Annotated in this window: 13 protein-coding genes and 1 pseudogene; 10 read left to right on the top strand and 4 right to left on the bottom strand. The window is 62.9% G+C overall.

Annotation, left to right across the window (positions count from 1 at the left end; all coding sequences use genetic code 11):
* The first annotated feature begins 65 nt into the window (after positions 1-65).
* Entirely contained in the window at positions 66-1,520 is a 1,455-nt protein-coding gene (xylB, locus tag AC244_RS27970) for a xylulokinase (RefSeq protein WP_053252098.1), read from the top strand.
* A 41-nt stretch (positions 1,521-1,561) separates the two neighbouring features.
* Here the strand turns inward: xylB and AC244_RS27965 are convergent, their stop codons facing one another.
* Positions 1,562-1,921 (bottom strand): nuclear transport factor 2 family protein, encoded by a 360-nt coding sequence (locus AC244_RS27965; protein ID WP_053252097.1) that lies wholly within the window; start codon positions 1,919-1,921, stop codon positions 1,562-1,564.
* Positions 1,922-2,058: 137 nt separating this feature from the next.
* Here AC244_RS27965 and xylA point away from each other — a divergent pair, with 137 nt between their 5' ends.
* On the top strand, positions 2,059-3,369 hold the full coding sequence (gene xylA, locus AC244_RS27960; protein ID WP_053252096.1) for a xylose isomerase: 1,311 nt from the start codon (positions 2,059-2,061) through the stop codon (positions 3,367-3,369).
* 120 nt (positions 3,370-3,489) lie between these two features.
* Here the strand turns inward: xylA and AC244_RS36790 are convergent, their stop codons facing one another.
* Positions 3,490-3,747 (bottom strand): hypothetical protein, encoded by a 258-nt coding sequence (locus tag AC244_RS36790; protein ID WP_152976132.1) that lies wholly within the window; start codon positions 3,745-3,747, stop codon positions 3,490-3,492.
* A gap of 21 nt (positions 3,748-3,768) precedes the next feature.
* On the opposite strand from AC244_RS36790, the gene AC244_RS27955 reads away from it, so the two are divergent.
* The 3 genes from AC244_RS27955 to AC244_RS27945 all read left to right on the top strand — a co-directional run bounded on the left by AC244_RS27955 (position 3,769) and on the right by AC244_RS27945 (position 7,806).
* Positions 3,769-4,821 (top strand): sugar phosphate isomerase/epimerase family protein, encoded by a 1,053-nt coding sequence (locus AC244_RS27955; RefSeq protein ID WP_053252095.1) that lies wholly within the window; start codon positions 3,769-3,771, stop codon positions 4,819-4,821.
* Positions 4,822-5,100: 279 nt separating this feature from the next.
* Positions 5,101-6,282, top strand: coding sequence for a Gfo/Idh/MocA family protein (locus AC244_RS27950; protein WP_053252094.1), 1,182 nt, complete (start codon positions 5,101-5,103; stop codon positions 6,280-6,282).
* Between the two features lie 156 nt (positions 6,283-6,438).
* Positions 6,439-7,806 carry a GH1 family beta-glucosidase gene (locus AC244_RS27945; protein WP_053252093.1) on the top strand — a complete coding sequence of 456 codons (1,368 nt, stop codon included), beginning with the start codon at positions 6,439-6,441 and terminating at the stop codon, positions 7,804-7,806.
* 45 nt (positions 7,807-7,851) lie between these two features.
* On the opposite strand, the gene AC244_RS27940 is transcribed toward AC244_RS27945, so the two are convergent.
* On the bottom strand, positions 7,852-8,742 hold the full coding sequence (locus AC244_RS27940; protein WP_053252092.1) for an NAD-dependent epimerase/dehydratase family protein: 891 nt from the start codon (positions 8,740-8,742) through the stop codon (positions 7,852-7,854).
* A gap of 241 nt (positions 8,743-8,983) precedes the next feature.
* On the opposite strand from AC244_RS27940, the gene AC244_RS27935 reads away from it, so the two are divergent.
* The 5 genes from AC244_RS27935 to AC244_RS27915 all read left to right on the top strand — a co-directional run bounded on the left by AC244_RS27935 (position 8,984) and on the right by AC244_RS27915 (position 13,062).
* Entirely contained in the window at positions 8,984-9,616 is a 633-nt protein-coding gene (locus tag AC244_RS27935) for a TerC family protein (RefSeq protein WP_053252091.1), read from the top strand.
* A gap of 378 nt (positions 9,617-9,994) precedes the next feature.
* The gene (locus AC244_RS27930) at positions 9,995-11,077 is read left to right on the top strand and encodes a methionine ABC transporter ATP-binding protein (RefSeq protein ID WP_053252090.1); all 1,083 of its coding nucleotides are present in this window, start codon (positions 9,995-9,997) and stop codon (positions 11,075-11,077) included.
* Positions 11,067-11,732 (top strand): methionine ABC transporter permease, encoded by a 666-nt coding sequence (locus AC244_RS27925; protein ID WP_053252089.1) that lies wholly within the window; start codon positions 11,067-11,069, stop codon positions 11,730-11,732. Before AC244_RS27930 ends, AC244_RS27925 begins: the two co-directional genes overlap by 11 nt.
* Positions 11,733-11,770: 38 nt before the next feature.
* Positions 11,771-12,547, top strand: a complete 777-nt coding sequence (locus tag AC244_RS27920) for a MetQ/NlpA family ABC transporter substrate-binding protein (protein WP_053252088.1) — start codon at positions 11,771-11,773, stop codon at positions 12,545-12,547.
* A 116-nt stretch (positions 12,548-12,663) separates the two neighbouring features.
* Positions 12,664-13,062, top strand: a complete 399-nt coding sequence (locus tag AC244_RS27915; RefSeq protein WP_053252087.1) for a GFA family protein — start codon at positions 12,664-12,666, stop codon at positions 13,060-13,062.
* Between the two features lie 295 nt (positions 13,063-13,357).
* On the opposite strand, the pseudogene AC244_RS36785 reads toward AC244_RS27915, so the two are convergent.
* Positions 13,358-13,459, bottom strand: a pseudogene (locus AC244_RS36785) (IS110 family transposase); the annotation flags it as partial.

Below are 13,459 nucleotides of genomic sequence, written 5' to 3'. Positions count from 1 at the left end.
ATTTACACAATTCCTGACGGAAAGCGGTTCAACACTTTTCCTGGAATTGCTCAATGGAGGCATGCATGTATCTCGGACTGGATCTCGGCACGTCGGGCGTCAAGGCGATGCTGATGGACGACAATCAGCGCATTGTCGGTTCGGCCTCCGGTGCGCTCGACGTTTCCCGGCCGCATCCCGGCTGGTCGGAGCAGGATCCGGCCGATTGGGTGCGCGCTACCGAGCAGGCGATATCAGGCCTGAAGGCGGCGCACCCGGCAGCGCTTGCGGCCGTGCGCGGCATCGGCCTCTCCGGCCAGATGCATGGCGCGACGCTGCTCGACGCCGACGACAAGGTGCTGCGGCCCTGCATCCTCTGGAACGATACCCGCAGTTTTCGCGAGGCGGCGGCACTCGACGCCGATCCGCAATTCCGCGCCATCACCGGCAACATCGTCTTCCCCGGATTCACCGCGCCGAAACTCGTTTGGGTGCGTGAAAACGAGCCGGATCTTTTTGCCAAGGTGCGCTGGGTGCTGTTGCCCAAGGACTATCTGCGCCTGTGGCTGACCGGCGAGCATATCTCGGAGATGTCGGATTCGGCCGGCACCGCCTGGCTCGACACCGGCAAGCGACGCTGGTCGGAAAGCCTGCTTTCGGCCACCGGCATGGATGAACGGCAGATGCCGGATCTCGTCGAAGGCACGGATCGGGCGGGAGCGCTTCGATCAGAGCTGGCGTCGCGCTGGGGCATGGGCGACGGCGTCGTCGTTGCTGGCGGGGCGGGCGACAATGCGGCCTCCGCCTGCGGCATGGGCACGGTCGGCGAAGGCCATGCCTTCGTCTCGCTCGGCACGTCCGGCGTGCTGTTTGCTGCCAACGCCAGTTACCTGCCCAATCCGGCAAGTGCCGTTCACGCCTTCTGCCATGCTCTGCCGAACACCTGGCATCAGATGGGCGTCATCCTGTCGGCGACCGATGCGCTCAACTGGTATTCGGGGATTGCCGGTCGCAGTGCCGCCGACCTCAGTACGGAATTGGGCGATACGTTGAAGACGCCAGGCGGCGTGACCTTCCTTCCCTATCTCTCCGGCGAGCGAACCCCCCACAACGATGCAGGGATCCGCGGCGCCTTTGCCGGCCTCGGCCACGAGAGCAGCCGCGTGGTGCTGACGCAGGCAGTGATGGAAGGGGTTTCCTTCGCCATCCGCGACAGCCTCGAGGCATTGCGCGCGGCCGGCACCACGCTGACACGGGTGACGGCGATCGGCGGCGGCTCGCGTTCGCGTTATTGGCTGAAGTCGATTGCGACCGCGCTCGATCTGCCGGTCGATCTGCCTGCCGACGGCGATTTCGGCGCGGCCTTCGGCGCTGCGCGTCTTGGGCTGATCGCGGCAACCGGTGCCGATCCGGTCGCGACCTGCCATCCGCCGAAAACGGCGCAAACGATCGCGCCGGATACCGGCCTGGTGGCTGCCTACGAAGAAGCCTATCAGCGCTATCGACGCCTTTATCCCGCCATCAAGGGCGCGGCGACATGACCATATCGCGCCCTTCCATGGCTGTTGCCGATCGACCGGGCCTATTGCGCCGGCACCTTGTCGAGAAAGCCGGTGACTTGCTTCAGCCGGCCGTTTTCGATCAGGCCGACATCGGTGCCCTCGATCACGGGCTCGACGCCTTCGGGACCGAGTGCCCAGGAGAAGCGGATCGTGTCGGCAAAGCCATCCGGCGTGCCCTTGAGTGTGAAGCGGAAGCCAGGGAACTGGCCCTTTACCCCGGCGATCAGGCCGCCGATGCCCTCATGCCCGTCACCCTGCATGATCGGATCGCGATAGGCGACATCCGCCGAGAAGGCCTTTTCGATCAGGGCGCTGCGATCGCCAGGCTCGGCGTTCCAGGCGGCAATATAGGCTTGGGCGATCCGGTTGAGGTCGTTCATCTGACTGTTCCTTTGGTTTGGCATTTCGATGCCCCAGCTATCGCCGCCCGAGGGAATGAAACCAATTACCTTCCACGTAATGGCCGGACGTTTTGCAATGGCGACGCCGGCACACCACCCATGAGAGGAGCCAGACCGTGAGCACGGGATTTTTCGGCGATATCGCCAAAATTAACTACGAGGGACCGGAGAGCAGCAATCCGCTCGCCTTCCGCCACTACAACAAGGACGAGGTCGTCTTCGGCAAGCGCATGGAAGATCACCTGCGCTTTGCGGTCGCCTATTGGCACACCTTCGTCTGGCCGGGCGGCGACCCCTTCGGCGGCCAGACGTTCGAGCGCCCCTGGTTCAAGAACACGATGGACGCCGCCAAACTGAAGGCGGACGTTGCGTTTGAATTCTTCCAGCTGCTCGGCGTTCCCTACTACTGCTTCCACGATGCGGACGTCCGCCCCGAAGGGCGCAACTTCGTCGAGAACACCAAAAACCTCAACGAGATCGTCGATTACTTCGAAAAGAAGCAGTCGGAAACCGGCGTCAAGCTGCTCTGGGGTACGGCCAATCTCTTCTCCAACCGCCGCTACATGTCGGGTGCCGCGACCAATCCGGATCCGGATGTGTTTGCCTTTGCGGCTGCGACGGTCAAGACCTGCCTCGACGCTACCCAGCGTCTCGGCGGCGAGAACTATGTGCTGTGGGGCGGGCGCGAAGGGTATGAGACGCTGCTCAACACCGACCTGTCGCGCGAGCTCGATCAGCTCGGCCGCTTCGTCAACCTGGTGGTCGAGTACAAGCACAAGATCGGCTTCAAGGGCGCGATCCTGATCGAGCCGAAGCCGCAGGAGCCGACCAAGCACCAGTACGACTACGACGTCGCCACCGTTTACGGCTTCCTCAAGAAGTACGGCCTGGAAAAGGAAGTGCAGGTCAACATCGAACAGGGCCACGCGATCCTCGCCGGCCACTCCTTCGAGCACGAACTGGCGCTTGCCAATGCGCTCGGCATTTTCGGCTCGATCGACATGAACCGCAACGACTACCAGTCGGGCTGGGATACCGACCAGTTCCCCAACAACGTGCCGGAAATGGCGCTTGCCTACTACCAGGTTCTGGCCGGTGGCGGCTTCAAGACCGGTGGCACCAACTTCGACGCGAAGCTGCGGCGCCAGTCGCTCGATCCCGAGGACCTGCTGATCGGCCATATCGGCGGCATGGATTGCTGCGCCCGCGGTCTCAAGGCTGCTGCCCAGATGATCGAGGACAAGGCACTTTCCGCACCGCTCGACCAGCGTTATGCCGGTTGGCAGGTGCCGGAAGCCAAGAAGATGCTCGAGGGCGGCTTCTCGCTGGAAGAGATCGAAGCCTGGGTGTTGAAGTCCGACCTGAACCCGCAGCCGAAGTCCGGCAAGCAGGAACTGCTGGAGAATGTCGTCAACCGTTACGTCTGACCCGGTGCTCGCAAGCGCTTCATGAACGGAGGGCGGAGCCAGGCAAGGCCTGGCTTTACCGCCGGCAACCGGCGTTACGGATAATCGTCACAATTGGCGACGGACAAGGGGAAAGGGGCGTCATGATGCCGTCCCTTTTTCGTTGCCGCGGTATCCACGGCACAAATGGCAACAGGGCTGCACGTCTGCATTGCCGACATGTCCGAAGAGGGATTGAAACCGACCTTTAAAAACTGCGCGCTGGCCGGTTGCTCCATGCAAAAAATCTGCTAGTTTCGGCGCCTGCAACGTTTCAGGTGCTTCAGCTGCAGCGAAAATGAAGCCTTCTTCCGCTTCTTCCTGTCGTTGGCCTAACAGGCCGGCTTTGCCGGCAGCCATATTATCAGGAGGATGTTTGGGATGAAAACGATCAAGGGCCCCGGTCTGTTTCTGGCGCAGTTTGCGGGGGATGCGGCGCCGTTCAACTCGTTTGCGTCGATCACGAAGTGGGCGGCCGATTGCGGCTACAAGGGCGTGCAGGTGCCGACGTGGGACGCGCGGCTGATCGATTTGCAGAAGGCGGCGACGTCAAAAACCTATTGCGACGAGCTTGCCGGCATTGCTCGCGACAACGGCGTCGAGATCACCGAACTGTCGACCCATCTGCAGGGCCAGCTGGTCGCCACCCATCCGGCCTATGACGAGGTCTTCGACGGCTTTGCCGTGCCGGAAGTGCGCGGCAACCCGAAGGCGCGGCAGCAATGGGCGGTCGAGCAGGTGAAGCTGGCGCTGACGGCGTCGAAGAACCTCGGGCTTGATGCGATGGCGAGCTTTTCCGGCGCGCTTGCCTGGCCGTTCATCTATCCCTGGCCTCAGCGCCCGGCCGGCCTGGTCGAGACCGCGTTCGACGAGCTGGCGAAACGCTGGCGGCCGATCCTCGACCATGCCGAGGACTGCGGCGTCGACGTCTGCTACGAGATCCATCCGGGCGAAGACCTGCACGACGGCATCACCTTCGAGATGTTTCTGGAGCGCACCGGCAACCATGCCCGCGCCAACATGCTCTACGACCCGTCGCACTATGTGCTGCAGTGCCTCGACTATCTCGACAACATCGACATCTACAAGGATCGCATCCGGATGTTCCACGTCAAGGATGCCGAGTTCAACCCGACCGGGCGGCAGGGCGTCTATGGCGGCTACCAGGGCTGGGTCAACCGGGCCGGTCGCTTCCGCTCGCTTGGAGACGGCCAGGTCGATTTCGGCGCGGTGTTTTCCAAGATGGCGGCCAATGATTTTTCCGGCTGGGCGGTGGTGGAATGGGAGTGCTGCCTGAAGCATCCCGAAGACGGCGCGCGCGAGGGCGCCGAGTTCGTCAAACACCACATCATCCGCGTTACCGAGAAGGCGTTTGACGACTTTGCCGACAGCGGTACCGACGAGGCGGCCAACCGGCGCCTGCTGGGCATCTGAGGCAGAACCATAGGTCCAGCGGCAGCTCCAGGCCCGCTGCGGCCGCAGCCCCTCACCCCTAACCCTCTCCCCGCAGGCGGGGAGAGGGGACGTGGCCCACGGTTGCGCCGAGTAAGCAGAGGGCGCCGCAATCGATCTTCTGCCCGCTATTGGGCAAAGAGGATGAAACGCCGACAGCGCGGTAAGTCCCTTCTCCCCCCCAGGCGGGGAGAAGGTGCCGGCAGGCGGATGAGGGGCGACCTCACGATACGACAATGAAACGATACGAGGAGAGACAAGATGGCAATCGAAGGAACGAGCGAGAAGCGCGAGCGGCGGATAAGGCTGGGCATGGTCGGCGGCGGCTCGGGCGCCTTCATCGGCGCGGTGCACCGCATCGCCGCAAGGCTCGACGATCACTTTGAACTGGTGGCGGGCGCCCTGTCGTCGACGCCGGAGAAGGCTGAGAGTTCCGGGCGCGAGCTCGGGCTTGACCCGTCGCGCGTCTATTCCGACTTCAAGCAGATGGCGATCCGTGAGGCGAAGCTGAAGGACGGGATCGAAGCGGTGGCGATCGTCACGCCGAACCACGTGCACTATGCCGCGGCAAAAGAGTTCCTGAAGCGCGGCATCCATGTGATCTGCGACAAGCCGCTGACCTCGACGCTAGCGGATGCGAAGAAGCTGAAGAAGGCGGCCGATGACAGCGATGCGCTGTTCGTGCTCACCCACAACTACACCGGCTATCCCATGGTGCGCCAGGCGCGCGAGATGGTCGAAAATGGCGATATCGGCGCGGTGCGTTTGGTGCAGATGGAATATCCGCAGGACTGGCTGACAGAGAATATCGAGCAGTCCGGCCAGAAGCAGGCGGCCTGGCGCACCGATCCGGCGCGCTCCGGTGCCGGCGGCTCGACCGGCGACATCGGCACCCATGCCTATAATCTCGGCGCCTTCGTCTCCGGGCTGGAACTGGAAGAGCTTGCCGCCGATCTCGACAGCTTCGTTCCGGGCCGAAAGCTCGACGACAATGCCCATGTGATGATGCGCTTCAAGGCGAAGGACGGCGAGCGCGCCAAGGGGCTGCTGTGGTGCAGCCAGGTGGCGCCCGGCCACGAGAATGGCCTGATGGTGCGGGCCTACGGCACCAAGGGCGGACTGGAATGGACGCAGAAGGACCCGAACTATCTCTGGTACACGCCGTTCGGCGAGCCGAAGCGGCTGCTGACCCGCGCCGGAGCCGGTTCAGGTGTAGCGGCTGGCCGTGTCAGCCGCATCCCGTCGGGCCATCCGGAAGGCTATCTCGAAGGCTTCGCGAACATCTACACTGAGGCGGCCCGCGCGATCTTCGCCAAGCGCAAGGGCGAGAAGGTCGATCCGGCCATCACCTATCCGACCATCGACGACGGCATGAAGGGAATGATGTTCGTCGATGCCTGCGTCCAGTCATCCAAACGAAATGGTGCTTGGGTAAAGGTGTAGCGAAACGTTTGCGCCGGGCGGAAGGGCGGGACATACCTCGCCCTTTTTCGCGAGTTGACTTTTGCCGGCACGGGTTTAGGCCAACGCGCAAGATAAGCCGAAAACAATGAGGTCAACGCCTTACCGGGGCGGGGCCGCAAAAGACGAGACAGAGAGATGACCGATCCCAAGATCCTGGCCCAGCGCTTTCCGGGTGACTTCGTATTCGGAGTGGCGACCGCCTCCTTCCAGATCGAAGGCGCCACCAAGGCCGACGGCCGCAAGCCATCGATCTGGGATGCCTTCTCCAACATGCCGGGCCGGGTCTTCGGCCGGCACAATGGCGATGTCGCCTGTGACCACTACAACAGGCTCGACGACGATCTCGATCTGATCAAGAGCCTCGGCGTCGAGGCCTACCGGTTTTCGATTGCCTGGCCGCGCATCATTCCCGAAGGCACCGGCCCGATCAACGAGAAGGGGCTCGACTTCTACGACCGCCTCGTTGACGGCCTCAAGGCGCGCAACATCAAGGCCTTTGCCACCCTTTATCACTGGGACCTGCCGCTGGCCCTGATGGGCGATGGCGGCTGGACGGCGCGCACCACGGCCTATGCCTTCCAGCGTTATGCCAAGACGGTGATAGCCCGCCTCGGCGACCGGCTCGACGCGGTCGCAACCTTCAACGAGCCCTGGTGCTCGGTCTGGCTCAGCCATCTCTACGGCATTCATGCGCCGGGCGAGCGTAACATGGACGCCGCGCTGCATGCGCTGCATTTCACCAATCTGGCGCACGGCCTCGGTGTCGACGCCATCCGCTCTGAGCGGCCGAACCTGCCTGCCGGCATCGTCATCAATGCGCATTCGGTTTATCCCGGCAGCGACGCTGACGCCGACAAGGCGGCCGCCGAGCGCGCCTTCGATTTCCACAACGGCGTCTTCTTCGGTCCGATCTTCAAGGGGGAGTATCCCGAGAGCTTCATGAGCGCGCTCGGCCATCGCATGCCTGATATCGAAGACGGCGACATGGAAACGATCTCGCGCCCGCTCGACTGGTGGGGCCTCAACTACTACACGCCGATGCGCGTCAGCGACGATCCAAAGGCCGGTGCCGAATATCCGGCGACGATCAATGCCAAGCCGGCCAGCGATGGGAAGACGGATATCGGCTGGGAGGTCTATGCGCCGGCGCTCGGCCAGCTGGTGGAGACGCTCAACGCCCGCTACGACCTGCCCGATTGCTACATCACCGAGAATGGCGCCTGCTACAATATGGGCGTCGAAAACGGTGCGGTCGACGACCAGCCGCGGCTCGACTATATCGCCGAGCACCTGTCGGTAACGGCCGACCTGATTGCCAAGGGCTATCCGATGCGTGGCTACTTCGCCTGGAGCCTGATGGACAATTTCGAGTGGGCCGAAGGCTACAAGATGCGCTTCGGCATCGTGCATGTGGATTACGAAACGCAGGTGCGCACGATCAAGAAGAGCGGCCACTGGTACAAGGCATTGGCCGAGGAATTTCCTGGCGGCAACCACATCTGATGGCCAAAAGCCATGCGCGCTCGTTCAGGCGCGCAAGGCATCCAGTCAATCGAAGCGCCCCGGGGCCGCTTTGCGCACCGGCAGCACCTCGAGGCTGCCGCGATCGAGCTGGGCCAGAACTTCCTTGAAGCCGAAGCGCGGCTTCCATCCGAGCGCGCCGATGGCGGCACTCGGATCGTAGATGCGGTCGATCGAGGTAGGCAGCGACCAGCCGCGTTCGGCAAAGGCCTGGGAAAATTTTGTTGCCCGCTCGCGCAGAACCGCGGCGGCGTCGCTTACCAGATGCCGGCAATCCGTCGGCAGGAAGGCCGGCTCGCCTGAGACGATGAACCGCTGAAAGGCAGGCCCGTCATTGTCGAGTGCCGCCACATGCGCGTCCGCCACGTCGCGGACGTCGATACCGCGGTGCAGCCGATAGGCCGCCATGCGGTCGGCCTGCTCCGGAAAGCACCGCGACATGCGCAGGACACGGACGTGCAGCGCCCGGTCGGCGGCGTTTTCCAAGAGCGCCTCGGCAGCAAGCTTGGTGTGGTGGTAGATCGTATGCGGCTGCGGCGGCGTCTCCTCGGTGATCCAGGTGCAGGCGCCTTCCTTTACCGCATGGCCGTAAAGCGCCGTCGTGCTGGTGAAGACGATGCGGCTGACGCCGGTGGCTTGCGCGGCGGCAATGACGAGATGGGTCCCCATCACATTGACACGCTCGAACTCCGCGTCCGGGATCGTATCGACATGCGGCGCATGCAGCCCGCCCGTATGAATGACCGCATCGGCCCCTTGCATGGCGCGCTCGAGCAGCACGCCGTCGACAAGATCGCCTGAGATTTCTGTCGTCGCGAAAGGTGCGCGATCGATGCCGACCACGTCATGATGGGGTGCCAACGCATTGTAGATCGCCCGGCCGACGCGCCCCGAACTTCCGGTCAAAACGATGCGCATCGGCTCTCCTGCCCTTCGACTCAATCTCGCCGTGTTTCGTATCAGAGAACTGTGGTCAGTAAACCGTGAAGTGCGCCGTATTCCCGCGGCGGCAGTCGAAGGGTCAACTCACCCTGTGGCGATCATCATTCCGGTGCGTATTGCGAAGCTGCCCACCTCAGGCCCTTGATCCGCCAACTCCCCTTGTTCTATGCGTTAGCGATAGCGAATAGGCGTGTGGGGCGCCCGAGGACTATCAAAAATGGAAATCTTCACTTCTGCCGGGCTGCTGGCGCTTCTGCAGGTCATCGTCATCGACCTGGTTCTGGCCGGCGACAATGCCGTCGTTATCGGTCTTGCAGCCGCCGGTCTACCGACTGAGCAGCGCCGCAAGGCGATCCTGGTCGGCATCCTTGCCGCAACCGTGTTTCGCATCGCGCTCGCCAGTGTCACCGTGCAGCTTCTCGAGATCATCGGGCTGCTGCTGGCCGGCGGTCTTCTGCTTCTTTGGGTCTGCTGGAAGATGTGGCGCGAGATCCGCTCCGGCGGAGTAGAAGATTTCGAGGGTGAGGGCGCCAATTCGGCGCCGCGAAAGACCTTCCTTCAGGCGGCGATCCAGATCGTCATTGCCGACGTCTCGATGTCGCTCGACAACGTTCTGGCGGTCGCCGGTGCTGCACGCGAGCATCCGAGCATCCTCGTCTTCGGCCTTGTCCTTTCGATCGCGCTAATGGGCATTGCCGCAAGCTTCATCGCCCGGCTGCTCAACCGCTATCACTGGATCGCCTACGTCGGTCTCGCCATCATCCTTTATGTGGCGCTCAACATGATCTATCGCGGCTCGATTGAGGTCTGGCCGCACCTGGCTCCGGTTGCCCACGCCATCGGCGTCTGACCGTCGCAGGCAGATCGTCGGCATCGGCCCGCTTGTCGGGTCGGTGCACGGCTTTCCTCTTGCCACGGCGCTCGCGAAAGAGCGGTTTTTTCCGCAAACGCGAAGCAACCCGGAAAAACATACCTGTAAAAGCCGGGATCTATTGTCCATAAGGGCCGTAGATTATGTCGCATGTTCTTCCTGCGGCAATGACGTTGAACTCACCGGTTGGCTAATGCTAGAGATGTGCTCCCTGTTCCGAATGCGTTGTCGAATGTCGGCCTGACAAGACGCGCCTTCCATCCCGCGCTCAAAGCCCGGGATTTTGAGTTTCCAGCATCCGAGAGCACCTATGTACCCGTCCATAACGATAGCGCCTCTTTCGGGGGTATCCGAACGATGAGCGTTTCCGCCTACAAAGCGCCGGCGCCCGGTGACGCCGCCGTCATCTTCGATGGCGTTTCCAAGCATTTCGCAGCGTCCGGCAAGAGCGGCGCCTTCACGGCGCTCGACACGGTCTCGCTTTCGGTCGGGCGCGGCTCGATCACCGGTATCATCGGCCGCTCCGGCGCCGGCAAGTCGACGCTGATCCGCCTGGTCAACGGGCTGGAAAAGCCGACGGGCGGCACGGTGCTCGTCGATGGCGTCGATGTCGGCGCGCTCGACGAGGCAGGCCTTCGCGCGCTCAGGCGCTCGGTCGGCATGATCTTCCAGCATTTCAATCTTCTGTCGTCGCGCACCGTGTTCGGTAATGTGGCGCTGCCGCTCGAAATCGCCGGCATGGACAAGCACGCCATCGAGAAGCGCGTGCTGCCGCTGCTCGATCTCGTCGGGCTTGCCGACAAGCATGGTCGTTACCCGGCCGAGCTTTCCGGCGGGCAGAAACAACGGATCGGCATCGCCCGGGCGCTGGCGACCGAGCCGAAGCTGCTGTTGTCGGACGAGGCGACATCGGCGCTCGATCCGGAGACGACGCAATCGATCCTCGAGCTCCTGAAGCGCATCAATGCCGAGCTTGGCCTGACCGTGCTGCTCATCACCCACGAGATGGAGGTGGTGAAGGCAGTCACCTCCGACGTCGCCGTGATCGATCATGGCCGCATCGTCGAACGCGGCCATACCTTCGACGTCTTCACCCATCCCCGGCACGAAACGACACGGGCGATGCTCTCCGGCCTGCCGGGCTCGAAGCTGCCAGACGCCGTGTCGCGCGCGCTGAGGCCGCAGGCCGTGGCCGGTGACCGCGCCGTCGTGCGCCTGACCTTCTTTGGGGCGGCGGCGGAACGGCCGCTGATTTCGCAGCTGATCAAGTCGGTCGGCGCCGAGGTCAACATCATTGCCGGCACGATCGACGAGATCGGCGGCCGGCCCTATGGCTCGCTGGTCGTCGCCTATGGCGCGGATGCGGAAACCGCAGGCCGTGCCGAACGCTTCTTCACCGAAAACGGTCTGGTCACGGAGGTGCTCGGCTATGTCGCCTGATATTCTGGTAAAGATCTGGGGCGCCACGCTCGATACGCTCTACATGGTCGCGGCCGCCGGTCTGATTGGTTCGCTGATCGGCTTGCCGATCGGCATATTCCTCGCGACCAGCGGCAAGGGCGAACTCTTCCCGGCACCGACGATCAACCGCATCGTCGGACTGATCGTCAATGCCGCACGCTCGACGCCGTTCATCATCCTCGTCGTCGCCATCATTCCCTTCACCCGCCTCATCACCGGAACGTCGATCGGCACCAAGGCGGCGATCGTGCCGCTGACGATCGCCACCATTCCCTTCGTCGCCCGCTTGGTGGAGGCGGCGATCCGCGAGATCGACAAGGGACTGATCGAGGCCGCCCGCGCCATGGGGGCGACGCCGATGCAGATCGTCTTCAAGGTGCTGCTCGCCGAAGCGCGCCCGGCGCTGACAATGGCGCTGACCATGACCGCCGTCAGCCTCATCGGTTACTCCGCCATGGTCGGCGCGGTCGGTGGAGGCGGGCTCGGCGATCTCGGCATCCGCTACGGCTACCAGCGCTTCATGCCCGACGTGATGCTGGTCGTCGTCATCGTGCTCATCGTGCTGGTGCAGCTCGTGCAGAGCGCCGGCGACGGACTGGCGCGCCACTTCGACAGACGCAGCCGCAAGAACTGATTTCCCAAGGCGCTCAAGTCACCAACAAGGAGATACCCATGAAGAAGCTCATCATTGCTGCGGCAATCGCAGCCCTCACGGCCGGTACGGCCCTGGCCGAGACCATCAAGGTCGGCGTAACGCCGGGCGAGCACGCCCAGATCATGGAGAAGGTGAAGGAAGTCGCGGCGCCCAAGGGCCTCGACATCGAAATCCTTGAATTCTCCGACTACGTCGTTCCGAACCAGGCGCTTGCCGACGGCGACCTCAACGCCAACTCGTTCCAGCACCAGCCCTATCTCGACAACCAGATCGCCGATCGCGGTTTCGACATCGTCAGCGTCGGCACCACCATCACCACGCCGATGGGCGTCTATTCGAGCAAGGTGAAGAGCCTCGACGAGCTGAAGGACGGCGCGACGATCGGTATCCCGAACGACCCGACCAATGGCGGCCGCGCGCTGCTCGTTCTCGCGTCCAAGGGCCTGATCAAGGTCAAGCCGGAAGTCGGCCTGAAGGTCACCCCTTCCGACATCACGGAAAACCCGAAGAACATCACGTTTGCCGAATTGGATGCAGCCCAGCTTCCGCGCTCGCTCGCCGACGTCGACGCAGCGGTGATCAATACCAACTATGCGCTCGAGGCCGACCTGCATCCCAAGGAAGACGCCATCGCCATCGAAGGTGAAAAGTCGCCCTACGCCAACGTCATTGCCGTGCGCACTGCCGACAAGGATGCACCCTGGGTGAAGACGCTCGTCGAGGCCTACCACGATGAGTCGGTCCGGACCTTCATCAATGACACCTTCAAGGGCGCTCTGATCCCGAGCTGGTAATTTCCGGGGCGTAGATACCCGAATGCCGATCCGCGCGCCGCACCCCGGCGCGCGGTTTTCTTTTGAACGCCGGCCGCTGCGCGCTATGTTTGCTGCAATATTAGGAGGAGGCAGGCATGAAGGGTGGATGTCTTTGCGGGGCCATTCGGTATGAGACCAGGCGCGCGCCGTCCTATTCCGGCTTTTGCCATTGTCGCGATTGCCAGCGGATCACCGGTACCGGTCATTGCTGCTACATGATCTTCGATCGTTCGGATGTGATTGCGACTGGGTCCTATCGCAGCTACCAGACCGTTGCCGCAAACGGCAACATCTCCGTCCGCCATTTCTGCGACACCTGCGGCAGCCAGATTTTTGGAAGCGGCCTGCCGGATGACGGCCGCCTGACGATCTATGCCGGCACGCTGGACGATCTCTCCGCGTTCACCCCGACGGATGCGATCTTCACGCGCAGTCGGCCCGAATGGGATCGGGCGGCGATGGCGCTGCAGGAATGTGAAGCCTTGCCGGGCTAGATCATTTCATTGTTTCATTGAAACAGTGAAATGATCTAACTCTTTGAAACTACGCAATTCCGGGCGGAAAACTGTTTCACACTTTTCCTGGAATTGCTTTAGAAACGCGACAGCAAGATTTGCCCCTCACCCTAACCCTCTCCCCGCAGGCGGGGCGAGGGGACGCGGCCTTGGTGCGCGGTTGCCGGCGGCTTACGTTATGGAAAATGCTGGCTTGAGCGGGCGGTTGTTCGGGATACGGATGGCGCTGCATCTCCCTTCGCCCCGCTTGCGGGGAGAGCGACTGTCTTGTGGGTCAAGCGTTTTGCCATGGTTTGCGGTCCCGGATGATGGCGTTGAGGATGGTGAGCAGCTTTCGCATGGTTGCGACGATGGCGACGATCTTGGGTTTGCCGCC

It is taken from the genome of Ensifer adhaerens, assembly GCF_001270265.1.
Lineage (GTDB): Bacteria > Pseudomonadota > Alphaproteobacteria > Rhizobiales > Rhizobiaceae > Ensifer > Ensifer adhaerens_B.
This window is presented reverse-complemented; position numbering and strand designations above follow the sequence as displayed.